This is a genomic window from Streptomyces sp. NPDC053367, from assembly GCF_044545925.1.
Taxonomy (GTDB): Bacteria; Actinomycetota; Actinomycetes; order Streptomycetales; family Streptomycetaceae; genus Streptomyces.
In genome coordinates this window covers 371,967-396,202 of sequence record NZ_JBITYN010000002.1, presented here as the reverse complement: position 1 = coordinate 396,202, position 24,236 = coordinate 371,967, and the positions used below count along the sequence as shown (strand labels likewise).

The 24,236-nt window shown below is 73.8% G+C and carries 18 protein-coding genes; 6 read left to right on the top strand and 12 right to left on the bottom strand.

Annotation, left to right across the window (positions count from 1 at the left end; translation table 11 throughout):
- Positions 1 to 8 precede the first annotated feature (8 nt).
- From ACIGXJ_RS08270 to ACIGXJ_RS08255, 4 genes are all read left to right on the top strand, one after another.
- On the top strand, positions 9 to 728 hold the full coding sequence (locus tag ACIGXJ_RS08270) for a class I SAM-dependent methyltransferase (RefSeq protein WP_399642530.1): 720 nt from the start codon (positions 9 to 11) through the stop codon (positions 726 to 728).
- Positions 725 to 2,347: an FAD-dependent oxidoreductase gene (locus tag ACIGXJ_RS08265; RefSeq protein ID WP_399642529.1), complete on the top strand. Its 1,623-nt coding sequence runs from the start codon at positions 725 to 727 to the stop codon at positions 2,345 to 2,347. Before ACIGXJ_RS08270 ends, ACIGXJ_RS08265 begins: the two co-directional genes overlap by 4 nt.
- A 117-nt stretch (positions 2,348 to 2,464) precedes the next feature.
- A complete protein-coding gene (locus tag ACIGXJ_RS08260; protein ID WP_399642528.1) occupies positions 2,465 to 4,789 on the top strand; it encodes a PAS domain S-box protein in 2,325 nt (774 codons plus the stop codon).
- Positions 4,768 to 5,022 carry a hypothetical protein gene (locus tag ACIGXJ_RS08255; RefSeq protein WP_399642527.1) on the top strand — a complete coding sequence of 85 codons (255 nt, stop codon included), beginning with the start codon at positions 4,768 to 4,770 and terminating at the stop codon, positions 5,020 to 5,022. The genes ACIGXJ_RS08260 and ACIGXJ_RS08255 overlap by 22 nt, the downstream gene beginning before the upstream one ends.
- Before the next feature lie 256 nt (positions 5,023 to 5,278).
- On the opposite strand, the gene ACIGXJ_RS08250 is transcribed toward ACIGXJ_RS08255, so the two are convergent.
- The 3 genes from ACIGXJ_RS08250 to ACIGXJ_RS08240 all read right to left on the bottom strand — a co-directional run bounded on the left by ACIGXJ_RS08250 (position 5,279) and on the right by ACIGXJ_RS08240 (position 8,552).
- A complete protein-coding gene (locus ACIGXJ_RS08250) occupies positions 5,279 to 6,325 on the bottom strand; it encodes a M4 family metallopeptidase (RefSeq protein WP_399642526.1) in 1,047 nt (348 codons plus the stop codon).
- A gap of 449 nt (positions 6,326 to 6,774) precedes the next feature.
- Complete coding sequence (locus ACIGXJ_RS08245; RefSeq protein ID WP_399642525.1) at positions 6,775 to 7,548, bottom strand: SDR family NAD(P)-dependent oxidoreductase; 774 nt, start codon at positions 7,546 to 7,548, stop codon at positions 6,775 to 6,777.
- On the bottom strand, positions 7,545 to 8,552 hold the full coding sequence (locus ACIGXJ_RS08240) for an NADP-dependent oxidoreductase (protein WP_399642524.1): 1,008 nt from the start codon (positions 8,550 to 8,552) through the stop codon (positions 7,545 to 7,547). Before ACIGXJ_RS08240 ends, ACIGXJ_RS08245 begins: the two co-directional genes overlap by 4 nt.
- Before the next feature lie 272 nt (positions 8,553 to 8,824).
- Between ACIGXJ_RS08240 and ACIGXJ_RS08235 the strand changes: the two genes are divergently transcribed.
- Both ACIGXJ_RS08235 and ACIGXJ_RS08230 read left to right on the top strand, forming a co-directional pair.
- Positions 8,825 to 9,328, top strand: coding sequence for a DUF485 domain-containing protein (locus ACIGXJ_RS08235; protein WP_399642523.1), 504 nt, complete (start codon positions 8,825 to 8,827; stop codon positions 9,326 to 9,328).
- Entirely contained in the window at positions 9,325 to 10,941 is a 1,617-nt protein-coding gene (locus tag ACIGXJ_RS08230; RefSeq protein WP_399642522.1) for a cation acetate symporter, read from the top strand. Before ACIGXJ_RS08235 ends, ACIGXJ_RS08230 begins: the two co-directional genes overlap by 4 nt.
- Positions 10,942 to 10,967: 26 nt before the next feature.
- On the opposite strand, the gene ACIGXJ_RS08225 is transcribed toward ACIGXJ_RS08230, so the two are convergent.
- From ACIGXJ_RS08225 to ACIGXJ_RS08185, 9 genes are all read right to left on the bottom strand, one after another.
- On the bottom strand, positions 10,968 to 11,585 hold the full coding sequence (locus ACIGXJ_RS08225) for a histidine phosphatase family protein (protein WP_399642521.1): 618 nt from the start codon (positions 11,583 to 11,585) through the stop codon (positions 10,968 to 10,970).
- A 5-nt stretch (positions 11,586 to 11,590) separates the two neighbouring features.
- A complete protein-coding gene (locus tag ACIGXJ_RS08220) occupies positions 11,591 to 12,073 on the bottom strand; it encodes an SRPBCC family protein (RefSeq protein WP_399642520.1) in 483 nt (160 codons plus the stop codon).
- A 9-nt stretch (positions 12,074 to 12,082) separates the two neighbouring features.
- Complete coding sequence (locus ACIGXJ_RS08215; protein WP_399642519.1) at positions 12,083 to 13,876, bottom strand: carbamoyltransferase; 1,794 nt, start codon at positions 13,874 to 13,876, stop codon at positions 12,083 to 12,085.
- A 22-nt stretch (positions 13,877 to 13,898) separates the two neighbouring features.
- Entirely contained in the window at positions 13,899 to 14,945 is a 1,047-nt protein-coding gene (locus ACIGXJ_RS08210) for an NAD(P)/FAD-dependent oxidoreductase (RefSeq protein WP_399642518.1), read from the bottom strand.
- Positions 14,946 to 14,947: 2 nt separating this feature from the next.
- Positions 14,948 to 15,907, bottom strand: a complete 960-nt coding sequence (locus ACIGXJ_RS08205; RefSeq protein WP_399642517.1) for a hypothetical protein — start codon at positions 15,905 to 15,907, stop codon at positions 14,948 to 14,950.
- A 440-nt stretch (positions 15,908 to 16,347) separates the two neighbouring features.
- A complete protein-coding gene (locus tag ACIGXJ_RS08200; protein WP_399642516.1) occupies positions 16,348 to 17,340 on the bottom strand; it encodes a BtrH N-terminal domain-containing protein in 993 nt (330 codons plus the stop codon).
- A gap of 5 nt (positions 17,341 to 17,345) precedes the next feature.
- Positions 17,346 to 19,565, bottom strand: coding sequence for a hypothetical protein (locus ACIGXJ_RS08195; RefSeq protein ID WP_399642515.1), 2,220 nt, complete (start codon positions 19,563 to 19,565; stop codon positions 17,346 to 17,348).
- A complete protein-coding gene (locus ACIGXJ_RS08190) occupies positions 19,562 to 23,044 on the bottom strand; it encodes a DUF5682 family protein (RefSeq protein ID WP_399642514.1) in 3,483 nt (1,160 codons plus the stop codon). The genes ACIGXJ_RS08195 and ACIGXJ_RS08190 overlap by 4 nt, the downstream gene beginning before the upstream one ends.
- A gap of 5 nt (positions 23,045 to 23,049) precedes the next feature.
- Positions 23,050 to 24,219 (bottom strand): AAA family ATPase, encoded by a 1,170-nt coding sequence (locus tag ACIGXJ_RS08185; RefSeq protein ID WP_399642513.1) that lies wholly within the window; start codon positions 24,217 to 24,219, stop codon positions 23,050 to 23,052.
- Positions 24,220 to 24,236 lie beyond the last annotated feature (17 nt).

Sequence of the window (24,236 nt, the reverse complement as noted above, 5' to 3'; positions counted from 1 at the left end):
GAGACCGTATGACTGTGTTGCGCGACGAGGACCTCGCCGCCGCGTTCGACCACGCCTCCCGCAGCTACGACGCGCTGGTCGCCGCCAACCCCGGCTACCACGCGCACCTGCGCCGGTCCGTGCGCCGCCTCGGCCTGCCCGGGCACGGGCAGGGGCTGCGGGTCCTGGACCTCGGCTGCGGCACCGGCGCCTCGACGGCCGCGCTCCGCTCCGTCCTGCCGGCCGCCCGCGTCACGGCCGTGGACGCCTCGGCCGGGATGCTCGCCCGGGCCGCTGCCAAACCCTGGGCCCCGGGGGTGACCTTCGTGCACGCCCCGGCCGAACGGCTCGCGGAGGCGGGGGTGACGGGCCCGTTCGACGCGGTCTTCGCCGCCTACCTCTTCCGCAATGTCACCGACCCCGACGCCGTCCTCGCCACCGTCCGCGACGTCCTGCGGCACGGCGGACGGCTCGCCGTGCACGAGTACACCCTCAGCGGCCGCCGCGCCGACCGTGCGGTGTGGACCCTGGTGTGCCGGGGCGTCGTCCAGCCGGTCGCGACCCTGCTCGGGGACGGCGCCCTCTACCGGCACCTGTGGCGCAGCGTCGTCATGTTCGACACGGCCGACGGCTTCGCCGGCCGGCTCCGTGCGGCCGGCTTCACCGGGGTCCGTGCCCTGCCCCTGCCGGGCTGGCAGACGGGCATCACCCACACCTTCCTGGCCCGGCGTCAGGAGTCCGCGCGATGACGGCCCGTGCGCAGAAGGGCAGGGCCGGGTCGGCCGCCGCCGCACCGGCCCGCCGGGGCCGGGACCGGCGCGCGTGTGTGCTGCCCGCGCCCGCGGGCGCCCGGTACGCCGACGGGCGCCCCACGGTCGCCGTCGTCGGCGCCGGGATCGCGGGGCTCGCCGCCGCCACCGCGCTGGCCGAACGCGGCGTGGCCGTGACGCTCTACGAGCGTGAGCCCCATGTGGGCGGCCGGGTGGGCGGCTGGCCCACCCGCCTGCGGGACGGCAGCACCGTCACGATGAGCCGGGGCTTCCACGCGTTCTTCCGCCAGTACTACAACCTGCGCGGTCTGCTGCGCCGTACCGACCCCGCCCTGGCCCGGCTGACCGCCCTGCCCGACTACCCGCTGCTGCACGCCGACGGCCTGCGCGACAGCTTCCGGCACGTCCCTCGCACGCCGCCCTGGAGCGCGCTCGGCTTCATCGCGCTCAGCCGCTCCTTCCGGCTGCGCGACCTGCGCGCCATGGACCCCCTGGCGGCGCTGCCGTTGCTCGACGTGCGCGTCCCCGAGGTGTACCACCGGCTCGACGGCGTCAGCGCCGACGCCTTCCTGGACGCCGTCGGTTTCCCGCAGCGGGCCCGCCATCTGGCGTTCGAGGTGTTCTCCCGGAGCTTCTTCGCCGACCCCCGGGAACTGTCGGCGGCGGAGATGGCCCTGATGTTCCACATCTACTTCCTGGGCTCCGCCGAGGGCCTGCTGTTCGACGTGCCCGGCTCGCCCTTCCCAAACGCCCTCTGGGAGCCCCTGGTCCGCTATCTGCGCGGGCACGACGCCGAGGTGCGCACCGACACGCCGGTCGAGCACGTCTCCCCCGCCCGCGGCGGCGGCCACGAGGTCGCCTGCTCGCGTGACGAACGGTGGTACGACGCCGTCGTGCTCGCCCTCGACACAGGAGGGCTGCGCTCACTGGTCGCCCGCTCGGACCGGCTGGGCGACGCCGCCTGGCGTGAGCGCGTGGCGCGTCTGCGTACCGCCCCGCCCTTCCTGGTCAGCCGGCTGTGGCTGGACCGGCCCGTCGCACCCGACCGGCCCGGGTTCCTGGGCACCAGCGGCTTCGGCGGCCTGGACAACATCAGCGTGCTCGACCGCTGGGAGGACGAGGCGGCACGCTGGGCCGCCCGCACCGGAGGGTCCGTCGTGGAGCTCCACGCCTACGCCGTCGCGCCCGGGGTGCCGCGCGAGACCGAGCAGAAGCGTCTCGTCGAGCAGCTCCACCGGGTGTACCCGGAGACCCGTACGGCCACGGTCGTCGACGTCCGCCACGAGTGGCGCGAGGACTGCCCGCTGTTCCCCGTGGGGGGCTACGCCGACCGCCCCACCGTCCGCACCCCGGACCCCTCTCTGGTGGTCGCCGGTGACCTCGTGCGCACCGACCTGCCGGTCGCGCTGATGGAACGTGCCGCCACGACCGGCTTCCAGGCCGCCAACGCCCTGCTGGAACGCTGGGGCGTGCGCGGCCAGACCCTGTGGACGGTGCCGGACCGCGGCCGTGGGCCGCTGCTGCGCGGCCTGGCCGGGTGGCAGAGCCGCCGAGGGGGGACTGCGGAAGGGACGCCGAGCGAGCGGTACGCACAGTGAACGTCGTGTCCGGACATGTTCGGGCACAGTTGGGCCATTTCTCGACTCGACGGCACACATGTCCGGCACATGCGCTGAACTGGCCTGCCGACCGTTGTGCGAGGGACGAGGACGACCATGAGTGACCCGCTGGACACCGCTCAGCCCCGGACCGCCGGCATAGCCGGGCTGGCTGAGATCGCCACGTGCCGGTGCGAGGCCCGCGCGAGCGCGGGTGTCCCGGGCGGGGCCGAGGAGCGGTTCAGGGGGCTGCTGGAAGCGGCACCGGACGCCATGGTGATCGTCGACGACACGGGCGTGATCCGTCTCGTGAACGCGCAGACGGAGGCCCTGTTCGGCTACCGGCGCGAGGAACTCCTCGGAAACCCGGTGGAACTGCTCGTTCCCGGCCGCTTCCGAGCCCACCACACCGAACACCGCGACGGCTACGCCCACAACCAGCAGGTGCGCCCGATGGGAGCCGGACTGGACCTGTACGGACTGCGCAAGGACGGCACCGAGTTCCCCGTCGAGATCAGCCTCAGCCCCCTGGAGACCACCGACGGCCTGCTGGTCTCCGCAGCCGTACGCGACGTCAGCGAACGCAAGGCCGCCGAGGAGCGGTTCAGGGGGCTGCTGGAAGCGGCACCGGACGCCATGGTGATCGTCGACGACACGGGCGTGATCCGTCTCGTGAACGCGCAGACGGAGGCCCTGTTCGGCTACCGGCGCGAGGAACTCCTCGGAAACCCGGTGGAACTGCTCGTTCCCGGCCGCTTCCGAGCCCACCACACCGAACACCGCGACGGCTACGCCCACAACCAGCAGGTGCGCCCGATGGGAGCCGGACTGGACCTGTACGGACTGCGCAAGGACGGCACCGAGTTCCCCGTCGAGATCAGCCTCAGCCCCCTGGAGACCACCGACGGCCTGCTGGTCTCCGCAGCCGTACGCGACGTCAGCGAACGCAAGGCCGCCGAGGAGCGGATCAACGAACTGGCCGCACTCGTGGAGTCCTCCCAGGACGCCATCCTCGCGAAGACCCTCGACGGCCACATCACGTACTGGAACGCCGCCGCCCAGCGACTGTACGGGTTCGCCGCGGACGAGGTGCTGGGGCGGCATGTGTCGGTGCTCGCCCCGCCCGCAAGGAGGAAGGAGGTCACCGCTCTGCTGAAGCGGCTGCGCAGGGGCGAGAAGGTCGAGCACTTCGAGACGCTGCGGCGCACCCGCTCGGGGGCGCTGCTGGACGTCGACGTCACGCTGTGGCCGACCCGGGCGGCGGACGGCACGGTGGTCGGGGCCTGCGCGATCGTCCGCGACATCAGCGACCGCAAGCGCGCCGAGGCGGAGCTGACCGAACTGTACGAGCAGCAACGGCACATCGCCCTGACCCTGCAGCGCAGCCTGATGGGCACTCCGCCCGCGATCCCCGGCCTCACCACCGCGAGCCGCTACCGGCCCGCGACCCAGGGGGCCGGCGTCGGCGGTGACTGGTTCGACCTGATCCCGCTGGGAGCCGGTCGGGTCGGTGTGCTGATCGGCGACGTCATGGGCCGTGGGCTGGAGGCCGCGGCGGTCATGGGTCAACTGCGCTCCGCCGCGCACGCCCTGGCCAAGACGGGAATGCAGCCACGTCAGCTCATGCAGGCTCTGGACAGCGTCGTGGCCGATCTCGATGTCCCCGACCAGTTGGTCACCTGCTGCTATGTCGTCATCGCCGCCGACTCCGGTCAGGTGACCGTGTGTTCCGCGGGTCATCTGCCGGTGCTCGTCGCCACCCCCGGAGCACGCACCCGGACGCTGCCGGCGCCCGTGAACGCCCCGCTCGGGGTAGGCGGGATGATCTACGAGCAGTGCAGCAGCAGCATCGAGCCTGGCGCGATCATGGTCCTCTACACGGACGGCCTGGTGGAGACCCCCGACACCGACATCGAGGAGAAGCTCTCCCAGCTCCTCACCACCCTGAACAAGCTCCCGGCCACGGCACCCGACCTGGAGGCCGCCGCCGACCACGTCCTGTCGACGCTGCTGCCGGACGCCGACGGCCACGACGACGTCACCCTGCTGCTGACACAGCTGCCCGCCGCTCCGCTGGACGCCGCGGCCCTCGACCTGCCCTGCGCGCCCGAGTCCGTACCGGCCGGCCGTGACTTCCTCGGCAAGACGCTCAGCGCGTGGGGCTGCGTCGGCAGGGCCGACGACGCGCTTCTCCTGCTCTCCGAGCTCCTCACCAACGCCGTACGCCACGCGGAGGGCCGTGTCGGGGTGCATGTCCGCCGTACCCGCACCGATCTGACGGTCGAGGTCCGCGACTGCAGCCCGCATCTGCCCCAGCCCCGCCTCGCCACCGAGGACGAGCAGTCCGGGCGGGGACTGCTGCTGGTGCGCGCCCTCGCCGACGACTGGGGAGCACGCCCCACCGACGAGGGCAAGTCGACGTGGTTCAGCATGAAGCTCTGACGGCGACGCGCGGCTCCGCCCGGCCCTGCCGTGACCGAGCCGGCGGGGGCCGGCCTCGCGGTCACGAGCACCTGGCCGACGACGTGGCGGCCCTGCGCGCCGACGGCACCGGCATCGTCGTCTGCGCCCTCCCCGACGCCGAGCGCACCGAACTGGGCCTGGCCGACGAACACCGTCTCGCCGGGGCGGCCGGGTCCGGGGGGGCGGCACGGGGTTCGTCGTATCGCCGGTGACCTGTGCGTACGCCGCCGGGACGGGGCCCGCTCCGTGCAGCCCGGCGCGCGCCGCGTAGGACAGGATCCACGGCGTGTCCACGGGCTGTGCCGTCGTGGAGGCGGACACCGCGAAGCGGGCGATGTCCCGCGGGTCTGGGCGCGGTTCGCGCCGGACGTGCCGTTCCGCCGTACCTGCGAGCGGTGGACACATCCGGCAGGGCCCGCCAGGGACGTCCCGGAGGCGGCGGGTCCGCCTCCCCCGGGACGACGCGGATCAGGCGACGCCGGGGATGCCCCGGGCCCGGAACGCGGCACGGACCGCGTCCGCCGCGCTCTCTCCGTACATCCGCTGCGCCGTCGCGACGGTCGTGTCGGCGGCCGCCGCGAAGCTGGTGTCGGGGGCGAAGCCGAACTGGGCGTTGACGATGATCCGGTCGGCGGTGCGCGGGCCGAGCGCGGTCCGGATGTCGAGCAGCGCGCGGGACCAGATCTCCCCGTCGGCGTGGACCTCGCCGACCCGGTCCGCGTACGTCTTGTCGGAGTCGATACGGCGCAGACAGTGCGGGGCCGCGCTGTAGGTGACGGAGTCCCAGTCGGCGACGCAGGCGACGTCGGCCTTCAGCGGCCAGCCGTAGCGTGCGGCGGCGTGCTCGCCGACGGCGACGGCGAGGTAGTCGCCGAACGCCTCGCCGATGGAGCCGGCCTCCAGGGAGCTGCCGAAGCCGGGCACCTGGGCGTGGTGCACGGCGTGTCCGTACTCGTGCACGACGACCTCGGCGTCCTCGGCGTCGTCCACACCGCCCTTGCCGAAGCGGATCTCCGCCTTCTTGTCGGTGAAGAAGGAGTTGTCGGCACCCCACTGGTTGATGCGGACCGGCTGCACCCGGTCGTTGGCGCCGGGCAGTTCGCTGCCGAAGCCGAGGCTCTGCAGGTACTCCTGCGCCTCGTTGACCCAGAAGTAGGCCATGACCTGCTCGAACTGGTCGTCGTGCCGGTTGTAGGAGGCGGCGTCGGCGATCCGCGCGGAGGCGCCCGTGTCGGAGCGGACCGAGGCCCAGCGGCCGGACAGCCCTCCGCTGCCGTCCAGATTGCGCAGCGCGACGGTCGCGTAGGCGGTGGCGGGAACCGCGTCGGCGGCGTCCTTGCCGTCGGTGAGGGTCTGGTCTCCCGAGGACTGGACGGGGTTGACCATGAAGACGCGCGCCTGTGGGCCGGCCGCGGCGGGGGCGGGCGCCGTGGCGGAGGCCGCCCCGGCCGTCACGAGCAGGGCCACGGTGGCGGTGGCCCCGGCGAGCAGACCGCGGGGTGTGCGGTGAGCCATGTTCATCCTCCGGTTGCGGATGGCGTGGATGCGATGGTGCGGTGCGGGCGTGATCTTTGCGCACCGGCCCCGCTTTTGGCCAGGTCCATGGCAAGCCGGGACGGCCCGGGGCGGACACTCGGCGGCGTGGACCGCCTGGTGCCGGCGCCGTACCGGGGAGGGCGGGACAGGCAGGCCGCCAGGTGTCGGCACCGTGCCTGAGCGGACGAGGCAGGCGCGCCGCCGGGTGCCGGCACCGTACCGAGCCGGGCGAGCAGACGTGCCGGTTCTCGCCGTCGGTGGCCGACGCGTTGGCGGTGGCCGCGCATCGGTGGCCGACGTGTCGGCGGCCGACGTGTCGGCGGCCGACGTGTCGGCGGCCGTCTTCGCATCGACGGCCGGGACGCGGACGCCCCGGCCGTCGGCCGTCCCGCCGCGGGTGCCCCCCGCGACGGTGGCCGTGGGCCTTCTCAGACGCCGTAGCCCTTGCCCGGACCGGGCACCCGACGGAAGCGGAACGGCTCCGGGTCGCGGCCCGCCTGGACGAACCAGCACTCCCCGGTGCCGTCGCCGGTGAGGATCCGCAGGACCGTGTCCGCGACGAGCTCCGCCGGGATGATCGGCAGCTCCTGCTCGGCGAGCATGTCGCGCAGGTGGTCGATGATCCGCGACTCGGCGAACCCCGGGCAGACGGCGTTGAAGCGCACGTTGTCCCGCGCGAGAGCCGGTCCCAGGGAGCGTGCGAGCCCCACGACCGCGTGCTTGTTGGCCGCGTACAGCGGATCCAGCGGCACCGCCGCCAGGCCGGCCAGGGACGCGGTCGCCACGATCGCCCCTCCGCCGCGGGCCCGCAGCGCCGGCAGGACCGCATGGGTGCCGAAGACCACGCCGTCGAGGTTGGCCCCCATGGCGCGGCGGTAGCGCGCCAGGTCGAAGTCGTCCCCGACGCCGCACCCGGTCGCCACGCCCGCGTTGAGGAAGGCGATGTCGACGCCGCCGTACTGCTGTCGGGCGAAGTCCACCAGCGCGCGGTTGGCCTCGAGGTCGGAGACGTCGCAGGCGCGGAAGTGCCCGTCGACCATCTCGGCCACCTCCCGGCCGCCGCGCGCGTCGAGGTCGGCGACCACCACGCGTGCCCCGGCCTCGGCCAGCGCCAGCGCCGTGGCCCGGCCCAGTCCGCTGGCGCCGCCGGTGACGATCGCCACCTTGTCGTGGAGCGCGGGCGCGCTCCGGGCGGCCGTCATGACAGCTCCAGGACGAGCTTGCCGACGTTCTCGCCGCGGAAGAGCATCTGCAGCGTCTCGGGGAAGTCGTCCACGGTCCCCCTGACCACGTGTTCCTTGACCTTGATGCGGCCGGCGCCGATCCAGGCGGCGATCTCCTGGGCGGCCCGCGCGTAACTCTCGGCGTAGTCGAAGACGACGAAGCCCTCCATGCGGGCGCGGCGCACCAGCAGCGAGAGGTAGTTCGAGGGGCCCTTGACCGGGGTGGCGTTGTTGTACTGGCTGATCGCGCCGCAGACCACGACGCGCGCGTGCATCGCCAGCCGGGTCAGGGCGGCGTCCAGGATGTCGCCTCCCACGTTGTCGAAGTAGACGTCGATGCCGTCGGGGGCGTGCCGGCGCAGCGCCTTCCTGACGTCCTCGGCGCGGTAGTCGATCGCCGCGTCGAAGCCGAGTTCGTCGGTGAGCAGGGCGCACTTCTCCGGCCCGCCGGCGATGCCGACGACCCGGCAGCCCTTGGCCTTCGCGATCTGGCCCGCGATGGTGCCGACGGCCCCGGCGGCCCCCGACACCACGACGGTCTCGCCGTCCTTGAGCGCGCCCACGTCCAGCAGGCCGAAGTAGGCGGTCATGCCGGGCATGCCCAGCGCACCGAGGTAGGTCGAGGGCGGGGCGAGGGAGGTGTCGATCTTCATGGCGCCCCTGCCGTCGGAGACGACGTACTCCTGGACGCCGAACGTGCCGACCACGTGGTCGCCCGGCTGGTAGTCGGGGTGGTTCGACGCGGTGACCTCGATGACCGATCCGGCGCGCATCACCTCGCCGATGCCCACCGGCGGCAGGTAGGAGGGGCGGTCGTCCAGCCAGCCCCGCATCGCGGGGTCGAGGGAGATGACACGGGTGCGGCCCGCGAACCGGCCCGGGCCCGGCTCGTCGACGGGCCCCGCACAGTGCTCCCAGTCGTGGGGTTCGACCTCCCCCACGGGTCGGGCTGCCAGACGGATCTGGCGATTGGTCGCAGACATCGCGCCTCCTGTCGTTCGCGGCTCCCAGCGACCATACCGACCAGTGGGTATGCATGCGGCCGTGATATTGACCACAAGCCCGCTCCCCCGCGGGATGCCTATGGTGCACGGGCCGTCGCGGTGCCGGCCCACCCGCCTCCCGGACGCGACCCCCAGCTCACAACGTGATACACGACAGCCTCAGCAGGCATACCCACCAGTCGGTATCGTGCGCGCCGCCGCCCCCTCCCCCTCTGCACCATCCCGGACCGAGACGCACCGGAAGGCCCCCGATGACATTCCCCGACGACAACCGGTACCCGCCGCCGGCGCCGCCTCAGTGGTCGCAGCCGCGGACCGAGCCGTACGGCCGTGCCCCCCGACAGCAGACGTACGGATGGGATCCGGGACAGGGCTCTCCCCGGTCCGGGTACGGCGACCCTGCGTACGACCGGTTCGGGCAGGCGCATCAGTCGGCACCGCACGCGCCCGGGCCCCACGACGACGCCGATCTCGCTGCGCTCCGCTCGGCCTACCGTGTGCTCCGCCGCGTCTCCACGCTCACCGCGCTCGGCTCCTTCGTCGTCTACGTGCTGCTGTCCTGCTCCGCGCCGGACCTGATGGGGTCCAGGGTCACCGGGGAGCTGAGCCTGGGCATGGTCCTCGGGGTCCTGCAGCTCGTCGTCACCTTCGCGGCGGTGTCCTGGTACCGGCGCAGCGCGCAACGCTCGGTGGACCCGCTCGCCCGCGCCGTCAGGGAACGGACGGCCGGCCGGCCCGCGGGAGCGGCGAGATGAACCACTTCGGCTCCGGGACGCAGGCCACCGTGCTCGTCCTCTTCGCCGCGCTGGTCACCGTCACGCTGATGATGTCGGTGATGGCGGGACCGGACCGCGACGACCTCACGGACTTCTACACCGGCTACCGCTCGCTCACCCCGTTCAAGAACGGCCTGGCCATCGCGGGCGACTACATCTCGGCCGCCACGGTGCTGAGCACCACGGGCATCATCGCGCTCGCCGGATACGACGGCTACGTCCTCGCGGTCAGCACCGCCCTGTCGTTGGTGCTGCTGATGTTCCTGCTGGCCGAACCCCTGCGCAACACCGGCCGGTTCACCATGGGCGACGTCCTCGCCCGCAACATGCCCGGGCGGGCGGTGCGTATCGCCGCCTGCGTGGTGACGCTCTCGGCGACCCTGCCGTTCCTCGTCGTCCAGCTGTCCGGAGCCGGGTCGCTGCTCACCTTCATCCTGGACATCCCGCACGGGGTGGGCGCCCGGACGACGTGCATCGTCATGGTCGGCAGCCTGATGATCCTCTACGCGGCGCTCGGCGGTATGCGGGGAACCGCGCTCATCCAGATGATCAAGATCGTCATCCTGCTCGGCACCAGCTGCGTCGTCGCCGCCCTGGTCCTCAACCGCTTCGACTGGAGCCCGGGCGCCGTGCTCAGGGCCGCCCAGCAGGGCAGCGGCACGGGCCCCGCCTTCCTCGAACAGGGCCTGCAGCTCGGCACCTCGGCCGGCGACCGGCTGGACTTCATCGGTCTGCAGCTGACCATCATCCTCGGCGTGGCCTGTCTGCCCCACATCACCATGCGCCTGTACTCCGCCCGGGACGTGCCCGCCGTACGACGCTCCATGTCGTGGGCGGTCGGTACGGTCACCACGTTCTGCCTGCTCGTGATCGTCATGGGCACGGGCGCGGCGGCGCTGGTGGGCTCCCAGCACCTCACCGCCGCCGACCCTCAGGGCAGGACGTCGGTGCTGATGCTGTCGCAGGCGCTCGGCGGGGGCTCCGACTCCGCGGGCGCGACGATGCTCTACGCGGCCGTGGCGGGCACGGTGTTCATCACCCTGCTGTCCTCGGTGGCCGGCATGACGCTGGCCGCGGCTTCCTCGCTCGCCCACGACCTGTTCGCCCACGCGGTGCGGCGGGGACAGGCCGAGCCGCGTACGGAGATGACCGTCGCGGCGTGGACGAGCGTGGCCGTGGGAACCGCGGCCATCGCCCTCGCCACTCTCGTCCAGAACTGGGACGTGGGCGTGCTGACCACATCGGCCATCTGCATCGGGGCGTCCGCGGTGGCTCCCGCGCTGACCTACTCCCTGTTCTGGCGAGGGTTCACGCGCACCGGCCTGCTCGCCACCCTCTACGGCGGTACGGCCTGCGCGGTGGTGCTGATGGTGTTCTCCGAGGCCGTCTCGGGCACGCCGTCCGCCGTCTTCCCGGACGCCGACTTCGCCTGGTTCCCCATGCAGTCCACCGGGCTGGTCTCCATCCCGTTCGGCTACCTGGCGGGCTGGCTCGGCAGCCGGCTGGACCACCGGGTCCGCGCCGCCGAGGGCCGGGAGAGCCGGCGGTTGTACGAGGAGAGCGAGGCACGGCTGCTCGCCGCCGCCGAGTGACCACGGCGGCGGGCTCGTGACGCGGCTCAGCCCAGGTGGTGGGTGTCGTTGAGGGCCCGCACCGTGGCGGTGCCGTCCACGTCGTACGTCACCGCCGACAGGGACGCCGCCGCGACCTCCATGCGGAACAGGCTGTGCGGCGGCGCCTTGAGGGCGAGGCGGACCAGGGTTCTGAGGGGCCCGACATGGGAGACCACCAGGACCGTGCGGCCGGCGTACCGGGCCACGAGGCCGTCTCGTACGGCGGTGACCCGGCGGGCGACCTGCCCCATGGTCTCGCCCCCGCCCGAGGGAGGGCTCTCGGGCGAGGCGAACCACGCGCCCAGGTCCTCCGGATGGCGCTCGCGGACCTCGGCGAAGGTCAGGCCCTCCCAGGCGCCGAAGTCCGCCTCCCGCAGATCCCGTTCGACCTGGAGGCTCAGGCCGAGGCGCGCCGCCGCGGACCGAGCGGTCTGCAGGCAGCGCCGCATCGGTGACGTGACGATCGCCTCGATGTCACCGCGGCGGGCGAGGGCGTCCGCCGCCGCCCGGGCCTGGCGGTGTCCGGCGGGCGAGAGTCCCGGGTCGGACCCTCCGCTGCCGGAGAACCGCCGCTCGGGCGTGAGCGGGGTCTCGCCGTGCCGCAGCAGCACGAGCGTCGTCACGTCACTCACCGCGCGGTCGCCGCGAAGTGGTCGCGGACCGCGTCGGTCTGCTTCTCCATGACGTCGATGATGCGCTCGACCACGTCCAGGTCGGCGTCCTCGGCGATCTCCAGGACGCGGTCCCACTCGAAGAAGCTGCGGGCCGGGTCGTTGGTGATGGGACGCACGCGGATGGTGGCCTGGTAGTTCCGGACCCCGCTGGTGGGGGCGACGGCCCGGTAGGACTGGGTCTTGTCGATCTCGTCCCGGGCGGCGATCTCCTGCTGGACGAGGCCGCCGTTGAGCGTGAGCCGGAAGTCGTAGCGGGCCGGGACCGTGTCGACCGAGCCGCCTTCCACCCAGGAGACGTCGGTGTGGATGTCCAGGTCGCCCGGGGAGACGATCTCCAGGATCTGCATGGCGTCGCGGACGGTCGCCCACACGGTGTCCGGGTCGGCGTCGAGGACGGTGGAGTGGTACATGGTGTGCTTGCGCTGGATCTTCGGCACGGGTTGCTCCTAGCTCTTGGCGATGAGGTGGTTTCCGAGGACCAGATAGTCGATCTCGGTGCCCATGAAGCAGTTCAGGGCGTCGGTGGGCGTGCAGACGATGGGTTCGCCGGCGACGTTGAACGAGGTGTTGATCAGGCAGGGCACGTCGGTGAGTTCGGTGAACCTCCGCAGCAGTGCCGTCAGCCGTGGGGTTCCCTCGTCCGTCAGCGTCTGGACACGGGAGGTGCCGTCCACGTGTACGGCGCCGGGGATGCGGTCCCGGTACTCCTCGCGGACGGGGAACACGAACGTCATGTACGGGGAGCTGGTCTTGCGCCCCATGTCGAAGATCCGCGGCGCCTGCTCCTGGAGGACGAGCGGAGCGAACGGGCGGAAGGGTTCGCGGTGCTTGACCCGGGTGTTGATGATGTCCTTGATGTCGGTGAAGCCGGGGTTGGCGAGGATGCTGCGGTGCCCCAGCGCGCGCGGCCCGTGCTCGACGCGGCCCTCGAACCAGCCGATGACGACCTTCTTCGCCAGCAGCCTCGCCACCTGCTCGACGACCTCGTCGTCGTCCAGGCGCGAGACGACGACACGGCCGGCGAACCCTTCGAGGGCCTCCTCGATCGCGGCGTCGTCGTAGGCCGGCCCCAGATAGGGGGAGACGGGTGCGGCGGCGGCGAGGATGTCCGCGGGGCCGGTGCGGGGGTGGCCGAGCCAGGCGTGGGCGGCGGCGCCGATGGTGATGCCGGTGTCGGAGGCGCCGAAGCCGACCTGCATGTCCTCGAAGCGGGAACCTTCGAACAGCGGGGTGTTGTTCAGGCAGTTCAGTGCGACTCCGCCCTCGAACAGCAGCCGGTCGAGATCCGTCCTCTTCTCCAGGTGGGCGACCTGGTGGGCGGTGGCGACGTTCAGCATCTGCTGCGCGGCGGCGGCGACGCGGGCCTTGTAGGCGAGGGTGTCCTCGAAGGGTCCGAAGTACTCCTCGAACAGGGCGTCGTGACTGTGCAGGTCGTGGGTCCGAAGAGGCCGACTGAAGGTGTAGCGGCCGTCGTCGTGGAGCCTGAGGAGCCGCTCGACGAACGGGTTCGGGGTGGGCGGGGCGGTGTATCCCGCCAGGCCCATCACCTTGTATTCGTCGTTGTTGGGGACGAAGCCGAGGAAGCGGGTGATGGAGGAGAAGAGGGTGCCCATGGAGTACTGGGCGCCGATGACGGTGTCGTCGAAGACGGTGATCTCGCCGTCGCGGATCTCGCCCGTCAGCGTCGAGAAGCGTTCGGCGCGGCCGTCGCTGACGAGGAACGCGGCGTCCTTCATCCCGGCGAGGTAGTAGCCGGTCGTGGCGTGGGCCAGGTGGTGGGGAACGAAGCGGACCTTGGCCGGGTCGGGACGGTGTCCGGTGCGGGCCTCGAAGTCCGCGAGCATCGCCTCGTGGCCGACGACCTGGTCGAACAGGTCGGCCATGTCGCCCAGGAGGCGGGTCTTCGCGTCCTGAGTCAGCGGCGAGGTGCGGATGCCGTCGAGGATGTCGTCCAGGACCTGGGGGGTCCAGTTCCAGGGGAAGGCGAACAGGTCGACGTCGTCGAACGTGATCCCGGCCTCCTTCAGGCACCAGTCGATCGCGTTCACGGGGAAGTCGGTGGTCTTCTTCTCCCGGTTGAGGCGTTCCTCCTCCACCGCGGCGACCAGGCGGCCGTCGATCAGGAGTGCGGCGGCGGCGTCGTGGCCCAGGAGGTAGTGCTTGTTGATGCCGGTCGCGCCGAGGCGTTCGGAGAAGAACTCCGACACCCGGCTGAACCCGTTGCATCCGAGAACTATCACGGGATTCTTTCCTGTCATGGGGCTACTTGGCGATCAGCAGGTCGCGGAGCTTCTCCCCGGCCGCGGGTGCCTGGCACAGGCCCGCGCCGGTGAATCCGGCCGCGTACAGGAAGCGGCGGGTGGGATGTGCCCCGATGAAGGGGGAGTTGCCGGGACTGGGGTCGAAGTCGCCGGTCCACGCGCGGTGCAGGCCGATGCCGTCCAGGGCGGGGAACAGGGTGCCGAGGCGGCCGGCGACACGGCCGAGCCAGGCATCACGTGTCTCACCGGCCTGGGGCATCCCCATGCCGAGGAGGATGCGGTCCTTCCAGGTGCGGATCCGCAGGCCGGAGGCGGCGTGCATCGTCATGGGCAGCTCGCGGTGCGGCGAGGGCGGGACGTCCGTGAACAGCATCTCGATCGTGCGGGGTCTCATCGGCAGGTCGACCGACGCCATGGACGCCACCTCGCCGGACCAGGACCCGGCCGCGCACACGACGGTGTCCGCCGTGACGCTGCCCCGCGGGGTGTGGACGGTGTTGTCGTCGTCGATGCGGGTGACGGGCGTGTGGGTGAACAGACGGGCTCCGTGATTGCGGGCGGCGGCCGCGTAGCCGCGGACGATGTCGAGACCGTCCACGTGGTACGCCTCGGCGGACCAGGCGGCGGCGAGCACGGCACGCTCGTCGATCAGCGGGTTGCGCTCGGCCGCCTCACGGGCGGAGATCAGTCCGACCCGGACACCGGCGGCCCGCTGGGCCGGACAGCCCGCCTCGAACTCGGCGAGCTGCTGCTCGTCGGTGAGCAGCACCAACAGCCCCAGCTGCTTCAGGGCGAGGGGTGTGGCGGTGTCGCGGGCGAAGTCCTGATAGGCGTTCAGACTGCGCACGGCCCGCTGCCCCGCGTCGGGGTCGTCCGGGAAGTAGGTGCGGACCATGCCCGCGGTGTGCGCGGACGAACCGCCACCGAGGATTCCGCGTTCCAGCAGTACGGTGTCCACGCCGGCCGCGGCGAGGTGGTAGGCGGCGGAGGTGCCGATCACTCCCCCGCCGATGACGACGGCGTCGGCGCGGGCAGGCAGGACGCTCACGCTCACACGCCCGCCTCGACGCCCTGCTGGCGCAGGTGGTCTCCGGTCTCCCACGGGTACAGCTGGAGGTTCCAGCCGCCGAGGCAGTTGATATAGAGGGCCATCTGGCTGGTGACGGCGTAGAAGTCGGCACGGTCGAGGCGGTCGAGGACGTCGAGGAACCGCTGGGTGAACGCCCACAGCTTCTCCAGGCCGCAGTAGCCGAGGAATTCGGCGGGCACGCCGACCAGCAGGCGGGTCATCTGGACGAGCGAGTCCATCGGCATGCCCTGGACGGCGGCGCGGACGAGGCCGCCGTAGGCCGCGTAACCGAGGGGCCGCGTCTCGCCGTTGACGAACAGCAGGGTGGGCAGGACGGTGCCGAAGTTGCCCGCCTTCGACGGGATGACGCCCTGGTGGAGGCCGTCCAGCTCGGCCGGGGGCGTGAGCCAGATCCTCTCGGTCTCGGCGGCGATGTCGGCGATCAGCCGGCCGGCGTCCGCGTCGGTGGCCCGGAGCGTGGGGATGCGGTGACCGCCCGGCTCACCCGCGCGGCGGACCTCGGCGAGGATCTGCTTCTTCGTGGAGTAGACGGCGTCCCAGATCGCGGCCCCGGCCTCCAGCAGGGCGGGCATGTCCGCCTCCCGGACGCGGCCGACGGGGGTGGCGGGCATCGGCTCGGTCAGCGTGCCGTACTTGATGCCGAGGTGCTGCAAGCCGGAGCAGAACACGGTGCCGTCGGGCGCCTCGCGCCGGTCGGGGATGCGGGTGGCGTGAGGGGTGTGCAGCAGGGTGGGTATCGGCGCCACGTGGTAGAGGTGCTCTCCCGCGATGAGGGCGTGCCCCTGGAGGCTCTGGTAGGGCAGCGACTCCCACAGGGCGTCGGCGAGCGCCGGGTTGCGGTCGTCAAGGTCGGCGGCGACCGTGATGCCGAGGTCGGGCCAGGAGATCTCGATCTGACGGCCAAACAGCTTCTCAGACAAGGCTTTTCCCGTTCGTCGGTTCGGCTTGCCCGAGGAGTACATCGTCGGCGGGCGGGTCTCAGCCAGGCGTCGAAGACCTGAAATGGGGGCGGTCTGAGACCGGTGATTCGTGTGTTCCTACGAGAACCGGCCCGTCCGGATACCGGTCGACCTGCCACCGTCCCGCCTCCCGTAACCGGTTCGCGGCGCGACGGCGTCAACCCGTGTCAACTGCCCGCTGTGCTGGAAGAATCGGCTTGCCGGCGACCTCGGAAGGGCCGTCGGCAGGCTGACTTGAGCGAGCGGCCTGACGCCCCCTCACGTCCGGGGCAGGGCAAGCGGATGAGGACGGTGTTCACCGGCGGCCCGACGACCTGGACGGGGGGGTGCCCCGGCGAGATGGGGCCATCGCGGTCGTGTTCGGTGCGGTGCATCCACGGCCGCGGGACCACCGCTTGTGGTCAATGGTCCTGGAGCATGCTGAGTTCCCGCATCGCGTCCCGCTCGATGCGCGCGAGGTCGTGGAGGACGGAGGCGGCCTGGACGAGCTTGTCCTCGTCGCCGGATTCGCCCGCGGCCGCGATGAGTGAGGCCACCTGCGTCCAGAGGGCGGCGGCCTCGGCGTAGAGGCGGTGGCCGGTGCGCAGCCGGCTGCTGTCGATCAGCTGGGCGCACTCGGCGAGGAAGTCCCGGTAGAGGTTGCGGAACAGGGCGCCGCCGGTGCCGGCCCGCTCCATGAGGACGGCGGCCCGGGGCAGGTCCTCCCGCGGATCGCCGCCGCGCCGCAGCCATTTCGGCACCTGCTGGGCCGTCTTCTCGATGCCCCGGTACCCCAGGTTCGCGATGGGCGGGTTCAGGAAGGCGTCGGCACAGGACTTGACGGCCGGGACGATCCGGTCCTCCGGTGAGGCCGGCCGGGTGGGCGCTGTGAGGGTGAACGAGCGGTGCCTGGCGGTCATGGGGCCACGCTGGGCCCTGGCCCGGGCCAGGGCGGCGAGGCCGGCCGAGACGGCTCCGCCCTGCTGGGCGGTGTCCACCAAGTAGGCGCGCTGTTCGTCGTAGCCGTACATGGCCACGACGTGTCCGCCGAAATGCACCTTGGTGGTGAAGTAGTCCAGGTGGTAGCTGTCGAGTTGGAGGCCGACGGGCCGGCCGGCGTCGATGGGCCCCGCCACGTTCCGCCACGCCTTGCGCGGGGAGGTGGTCTCCTCGACCCGCAACTCGAGGCCGAGTGCGGCGGCGAGGTTCCTGGTGAGCTCGAACGGTTTGACGCGGCCTCCCAGGAAGGGGAAGTCCATGTTCTTGCCGTCCCAGTAGATGAAGGACAGGCCGGAGCCGAGCCCGAACAGCATGGGCTCGGACAGGTCGAGTCCCTCGTGCCGAAGGAGCACTCCCAGCGCCGTAGTCTCGCAGTGCTGCATACCGCGGACGTCGACGTCCTTCACCATGACCATGCCGTTCATCCTCCTGCCCGGACGGGGGTCCGGTGCCGGTCCGCTCCCCATGCCTCGGCGCACAGCGTCCGGTCGACCTCGGCGGTGTAGTGGGCCGCGGCGAGCCAGGCGCGCGCGAAGCGGCCGAGGTCGGCCGGGACGAGACGGCCGAAGGCGTCGCGGGTGCGGTCGGCGGCCGCCGCGTGCAGCTCGTCCAGGAGGTCGGCCGCCGTGCCGAGCCCGGACCGCCGCAGGCGCCCGCTGTCGGCGGCGGTGTCCCCGGGGAAGGCGAGCACCCGGCGTCCGCCGGACACCGCCTGGTGGACGCGGCGGCGCAGCAGGTGCAGGGGAGCCTCGTCGGGCACGGGCGTCACCGCGACGGGCCCGGACCGGGGACGCTCGGGCAGGTCCGCCTGCTGGAGGCGGTCGAGTCCCAAGTCGAGCCGGGCCTCGGGGTCGGTCGGGTGGCTGACGGCGAGCAGCAGGGCGCGGGCGTGCGCGGCCGGGACCAGCCGGGCGACGACCCTCAGCCGACTGCCCCGGGCGGCGGCCAGCAGACGCAGGTTGTCGCGGTGGGGCAGCACGGGATGGTCGTGGGCGGCGGCGAGCCGTACGGTCAGACCGTCGCAGTCGGCGAGCAGACAGTCGCCCGCCGCCTCACGGACCGTGCCGCCGAGGGTGACGTCGAGGAACAGCAGGTCGTGGGGAGTGTCTTCGGCGAGGGCGCGCACGGCCTGTTCGGCGGCGGGTACCGCCCACAGCCGGTCCAGGGGCTCGGCGTGCCAGGCCGCGCCGGACGCGCGCACCGCCCGTACGCCCGCCCCCGCGCCGAGCCGGCCCGTCGGGGAGACGGTCGCACCGGACACGGCGAGCCCCGCCCGTGACAGCTCACGGTGCGTCAGCGCCGTGTCGCCGATGCGTACGGCGCGGTCGGCCGCTCCCACCGCCCGGCCCGGGCCGCCCGGCGCCACGTCGGAGACGGTGTACAGGCGGCCCTCGGCATCGGCGGTCCAGGTGACGGCCCCCGTGTAACCGGTCGTCGTGAGGACCGGCTCGGAGAAGAGTCCGTACAGGCGCAGCGAGCCGTCCGGGCGGTAGGGCTGGCGGACGCTTCCGCGCAGCGCGGTCAGCTCCGGCCCTACGGCACGCGGGATGCGATGCGCGGCACCGAGGACGTCCTGGAGCGCGGTGACGAGGTCGGCGAGGCGGTACGACGGGTCGGCGGCACGGGCCGCGCGCAGCCCGGTGACCACGGACACCGCCGCGGCCGCGGCCCGGGGCAGCCCGGCCAGCCGCGCGGTGTGCGCGGCGCGCAGCAACTCCGCCTGAGGAACGGCGCCCGCGCCGTCCGTGCCCGCGTCGAGCACTCCCGCTGCCGCGGTGCGCAGGGCCTGGGCGGCGGTGTGCTGGGCGGGGGTGGCGGTGTCGGGGGCCGGGTGCGGCTGCGGCTCGGTGTGCGGGTGAGGCTCCGTCGCGGGCGCGTGTGCGGGCTGCGACGGCTGGGAGTCGGCCGCTTCCGGGGGAACGGCCGCGGCCGCGGTGGATGCGCCGGCCGGCTCATGCGGCAGTACGGCAGCCGAAGCGTCGCCCCGCGCATCCGTCGGCGCCGCAGCCGGTTCCCCGGCCGACTCCCCCACCGGCACCCCGGCGGACAGCCCGACCGGCTCGCCCACCGGCACCCCGGCCGATACGCCGTCCGACTCCCGCCCCGGTCCCGGTACCCCGGCCGACAGCCCGACCGGCTCAGCCACCGGCGCCTCGGCCGACTCCCCCACCGGCACCCCGGCGGACAGCCCGACCGGCTCGCCCACCGGCACCCCGGCCGATACGCCGTCCGACTCCCGCCCCGGTCCCGGTACCCCGGCCGACAGCCCGACCGGCTCAGCCACCGGCGCCTCGGCCGACTCCCCGACCGGCTGGCCCACCGGCACTCCGGCCAGGGAGTCGTCCGGTTCCGGCTCAGCGATCGGCGCCGCCGAGGCCGCCGCGGCGCGGTGCAGGCAGTCGGGGGCGAGGAGGCAGCCGCAGCGGATCGCGTCCGGGTCGGTCACCACCCCGCCGGGGGCGTGCAGTTCGAGGTCGGTGTCGTCGTCCACGGCGAGGCGTACGGTGTCGCCGTCCACGACCAGGGGGCGGCCGGCCAGCTTGGCGACACCGGCGTCGAGCCGTTTGCGCAGACGGGGCGACAACGCCCCGACCAGCTCGGCGGTCACGGACGGGGCGACCGCGGGAAGGCCCGGGCTCATGCGATCTTCTCTCCTACCCAGCGGGCGAGTTCGAGCGGACTGAGGGCGGCGACCGGCATGCCCGCGGCGACGAGCTGCCCGGCGACGCCGGTGGAGTAGCGGGGGCGGCCCGCGTCGTCCAGGCTCGCGCAGCCCAGGACGTGGCAGCCGGCGCCGACCAGGGCCCGGACCTCGGCGAGCAGCCCGCCGAGCGGGTAGCCCTCCTCGAAGTCGCTGACCACCACGACGAGGGTCCGCGAGGGCACGGTGACGAGCTCACGGGCGTGCCGCAGTCCCGCGGCGATGTGCGTGCCGCCGCCGACGCTGACCTCGAGCAGCAGGGACAACGGGTCGTCGACATGGCCGGTGAGGTCGATGACCTCCGTGGAGAAGGCGAGGAAGTGGGTGGACAGCGTGGGCACCCCGGCCAGTACGGAGGCCGTGAGCGCGGCCCAGACCGTGGACGCCTCCATCGAGCCCGACACGTCGGTGACGAGGATCAGCCGCCAGTCGGCGGCGCGCTTGGCCCTGCTGCGGAAGACGGGCCGTTCGGGGATGACCTGGACGGTGCCGTCCGGGGCGCGCCGCGCGGTCGCCAGGTTGGCGCGCAGGGTGCGGGGCAGGTCCAGGCCGCCGCCGGGCCGTCGGCTGGGGCGGGGCAGCGCCGTGCCGTGCAGCGCCGGGCGCAGACGGGTGGCGAGCTCCCGGGTCAGCGCGTCGACGAGACGGCGGACGAGCGGGCGCAGCGCGGCCAGCCGGGCCTCGGGCAGTCCGCCGGCGTGCCGGAGCACGGTACGCAGCAGGTCGACGGACGGGCGCACGCTGTCCGGGTCGAGTTCGGCGAACACGTCGGCGCGGCCGGACGCGGCCGCCGCCGCCAGCACCTCCTCCCGGATGCCGGGCCCGAACAGGGCGGCCAGTTCCTCCGACCACTCCCGCACGCCCGGGTAGGGCGCCTCGCGGCCGCCACCCGATCCTGCGCCGGGCAGCTCGCCCCGGCTGCCCTCGCCGCGTCCGCTGCCGTACAACTCGTCCAGCGCGGTGGCCAACGCCGCGGCGGACGGCGGCAGTCGGTCGTTACGGCGTCCCAGGACCAGCCGCCAGCGGTCGGCGGGGGCGACACGGCTGTCCTCGGTGGGCGCGGCGGCAGGCGCCTCGTGCGGTTCCGGGGGGCTGTCCCCGGTCGGTGGCGGCAGCAGGTCCAGCGCCCGGAGTGCCGCCCGGGCGGCGAGGTCCGCGCCGGTCCAGGCGGCGAGCGCGGCGGGGTCGGCGCCTGCGGTGTCGGCCAGGTGGGTGGCGCCGAGGCGTTCCTCGACGACCGTGAGGAGGCGGTCGCGGGCGGCCGGGCTCAGGGTGTCGAAGCCTGCGCGCAGTGCCGGGAGCCGGTCCAGGAAGGCCCGGTCGGGCAGGTCCGTGACACGCTCGAGGAGGGGTTCCAGCGCGGCCGGCGCCGCCTCCAGGAGCGGTCCGGCGGCCGTCAGCACTCCGGCGAGACGGGCGGTGAGGGCGGAGCGGGACCCGGGACCGGTGGCGGAGTCCACCCAGGAGGCGACCCGGCCGCCGAGCGCGGCGGGCTCCTCGTGCCCGAGCAGCACGCGTACGGCGCCCGCGGCGCCCCGCATCAGCGGCGAGCCGTCGGCGGCGAGACGGGCGAGCGCGTCGGTGAGCCGGATGCCGCCCGGCGCGTCGGCGCGGTGGGCGAGTTGGAGCAGGGCCTGCGCGTCGGCGGGGTCCTCGGAACCGGTGAGGCCGTCCACCTGGCGCACCGCCGCCGCGGTGAGCAGTTCGGCCACGGCGACGGCCCGGGCCGCCCGCTCCTCGTCGGGTCCGAGCCCGGCGATGTGACCGGCGCGCAGCCGGTCCAGCAGGGCGAGGCCGCCGAGGAGTTCGGGGAGCGTACCGGCCTGCGGCAGGGTGCCGGCGAGGTCGTCGAGCCGTTCGTCCACCAGCTGCGGCAGGCCGCACTGCGCGGCCTCGCCCAGTCCTTGCAGGATCTGCGCGGCCGTCGAGCCGCCCTCGTCCCGCTCGGCCCCGCGGCGCTCGCGCAGTACGCCCTCGGCCGCCTGTGCGGGCGTGACCCCGCGCACCCCGGCCGCGGTCAGCATGGCCGCGGTGGCGGGGGTCCAGCGGACCTCCCAGCGTGAGGTGAGCGCATCGGCCCCGCCCGCGCCGACGACCTCCTTGGGCTCGGCGTACGGCACCCCGCACACCGTCAGCCGGCGCAGCAGCAGTTCGCGGCGGCGGTCCAGGTCGGAGCGGAGGGGGTCCAGCCGCAGATCGCGTGCGGCGCCGGCGCCACGGCTGTCCGGGCCGGGCAGGCCCAGGGCCGCCGCCTCCGACTCCACCGCCGGGGCGAGGCCGCTGCGCGGCGCGCCGGGAGCCGGACGGCCGGTGCGCGTACCGACGAGCACCCGCTTCATCGCGCGGGCCACGGCCCGCCCCCGGCCGTACGGTTCGCCCTGGGCGAGTACCGTCTGCACGGCCTCCACCAGCTCGCCGCGCCCCGCGGCGGGCAGTCCGCGCAGGCGCGCCAGATCACCGGCCAGGCGGCTGATCTCGCGGGCGTCGGCGGGCCCCGAGGCATGGCCGAGGGAGCGCAGCTCCGCGCACACGCCCACGGCCGCCCGGGTGAGGGCCTCCTCCAGGGCGGCCGGATCGCCCGCCGCGCGCAGCACGAGGTGCTGCCACTCCGGGTCCCGGATGCCCGCCGGATAGCCGGAGCGCTCGTCCAGCAGCGGGTAGGCGTACGGGATGAGCGAGGTCGCCCAACTCCCCCGCTGCGCGGGCTCGTCGAGCGGCTCGGGTTCCGGCTGGGGCGTGAGCAGTGCCGGGGCGTGGAAGGCCCCGACGACCACGGCGGCCCGCTCGCCCCGGGCGGTGGCGGCGGCGAGACGTGCGCGCATCCAGCGTTCGCGTCGCAGGTCCAGCTCGGGTACCCCGCCCGCGGCGGCGGCGTCCTCGCGCAGCGCCCAGCCCGTGAGCAGCGCCGCCCGGCGCAGCGCCTCGGGCGGGGAGCCGGGGGCTGTGGCCTCCACGAGGCGGTCCCACAGGTCGTCCCCGGGGCGGCCGGTGAGCCGCTCCCGCAGGGCGTCCGCGAGGCCGGGACCACCGGCCGCCTTCCCCGCCGTAGCGCGCGCCTCGCCCCATGCCCGGTCGGCGAGCGGCAGGTCGCAGGCGACGACCGGGATGCCGTGCCCCGTGGCCCAGCGCACGGCGACGAGTTCCGGTGAGAAGTCGGCGAAGGGGTAGAAGGCCGGACCTCCCCCGGCGTCCGGAGCGGCGGCCAGGGCGACCGGGGCGCGCGTGTCCTCGTGGCCCAGCCAGGGCAGCCACTGCTGCATCTCGTGCGGCAGCTCGACGAGGAGCACGTCGGGCCGGGCCGCGTCCAGCAGCGCGGGCACGGCGGCGGCCAGGGACGGCGCGTGGTGGCGCACGCCGATCAGATAGGGCGCCGCCGGGTCGGTCAGGGCCGCCACGGCCTCGTCGGGGGTGAGGGGCACGGTGCTCAGCCCTCCAGGACCGTGCGCAGGTCCCACAGGGTGCGCCAGGTGGCTGAGCCCTGTTCGGCGCGGCGCCGGACCGGGCCGTCCCAGTAGCCGCGCAGCCGGGCCGCGTCGGCGGGGTCGTCCTTGCGGACCACGCCGAGCAGGTGCCCCGGCAGCAGTCCGAGCACATCGCGGTCGCCGGGGAAGTAGGCCGCGGCCAGTGCCAGGGCGCCCGCGACGGACACGGCCTCGGCGGTGCTCATCACGGTGGAGGGACGCTCCACCTCCCAGCCCTCCGCCGACCGGCCCTCGCGCAGATCGCGGAAGGCGGTCACCAGGGCCTCCAGTACGGCGTCGTCGACCTGGAAGGGCGCACCGGCGCGCTCCACGGAGGCCCGGGCCTGGCTGCGCACCAGCGCGCACTCGGCGTCGAGGTCGGGGATCGGGCCGACCGTCTCGAAGTTGAAGCGGCGCTTGAGCGCGGCGGACATCTCGGAGACGCCCCTGTCGCGCAGGTTGGCGGTGGCGATGAGGTTGAAGCCGGGCGCGGCGTGCGCCAACGCGTCCTCGCCGCCCGCCAGTTCGGGTATGGCGATGCGCCGCTCCGACAGCAGGGAGACCAGGCTGTCCTGCACCTCGGGCAGACAGCGTGTGACCTCTTCGACCCGGGCGATGGCGCCCCGGTTCATGGCGGTGAGCACCGGGGAGGGTACGAGGGCCTTCGGGCTCGGGCCCTGGGCCAGCAGCAGGGCGTAGTTCCAGCCGTACTTGAGCTGGTCCTCGGTGGTGCCCGCCGTGCCCTGCACGACCAGGCCGCTGGTGCCGCACACGGCGGCCGACAGCAGCTCGGACAGCATCGACTTGGCGGTGCCGGGCTCGCCGACGAGCAGCAGGCCGCGCTCGCCGGCGAGGGTGACGACGCACCGCTCGACCAGGGCGCGGTCGCCGACGAACTTGCCCGTCACGACCAGGCGGCGCGGCACGCCGTCCGGCGCCTCGGCGGTGTCGGGCAGCCGCAGCGCCTCGCCGCCGCTGCCCATGACGAACGTGACCACGGCACGCGGCGTGAGCCGCCACGCGGGTGGGCGCGGCCCGTCGTCGTAGGCGGCGAGGAAGGCCAGCTCGGTGGCGTACAGGTCCTCCGGCGGGACGATCTGACGGGCCGTGCCGGGGGCGAGGGTTGCGGTCATGGGCTGCGGGTCTTCCG

What these genes read in the sequence shown, in the direction of transcription:
- ACIGXJ_RS08230 (WP_399642522.1), top strand. Translation starts at nt 9,325, where the DNA reads ATGAACCACTTCGGCTCCGGGACGCAGGCCACCGTGCTCGTCCTCTTC.
- ACIGXJ_RS08265 (WP_399642529.1), top strand. Translation starts at nt 725, where the DNA reads ATGACGGCCCGTGCGCAGAAGGGCAGGGCCGGGTCGGCCGCCGCCGCA.
- ACIGXJ_RS08185 (WP_399642513.1), bottom strand. Translation starts at nt 24,219, where the DNA reads ATGACCGCAACCCTCGCCCCCGGCACGGCCCGTCAGATCGTCCCGCCG.
- ACIGXJ_RS08240 (WP_399642524.1), bottom strand. Translation starts at nt 8,552, where the DNA reads ATGTCTGCGACCAATCGCCAGATCCGTCTGGCAGCCCGACCCGTGGGG.
- ACIGXJ_RS08200 (WP_399642516.1), bottom strand. Translation starts at nt 17,340, where the DNA reads ATGGTCATGGTGAAGGACGTCGACGTCCGCGGTATGCAGCACTGCGAG.
- ACIGXJ_RS08250 (WP_399642526.1), bottom strand. Translation starts at nt 6,325, where the DNA reads ATGGCTCACCGCACACCCCGCGGTCTGCTCGCCGGGGCCACCGCCACC.
- ACIGXJ_RS08235 (WP_399642523.1), top strand. Translation starts at nt 8,825, where the DNA reads ATGACATTCCCCGACGACAACCGGTACCCGCCGCCGGCGCCGCCTCAG.
- ACIGXJ_RS08195 (WP_399642515.1), bottom strand. Translation starts at nt 19,565, where the DNA reads ATGAGCCCGGGCCTTCCCGCGGTCGCCCCGTCCGTGACCGCCGAGCTG.
- ACIGXJ_RS08270 (WP_399642530.1), top strand. Translation starts at nt 9, where the DNA reads ATGACTGTGTTGCGCGACGAGGACCTCGCCGCCGCGTTCGACCACGCC.
- ACIGXJ_RS08245 (WP_399642525.1), bottom strand. Translation starts at nt 7,548, where the DNA reads ATGACGGCCGCCCGGAGCGCGCCCGCGCTCCACGACAAGGTGGCGATC.
- ACIGXJ_RS08260 (WP_399642528.1), top strand. Translation starts at nt 2,465, where the DNA reads ATGAGTGACCCGCTGGACACCGCTCAGCCCCGGACCGCCGGCATAGCC.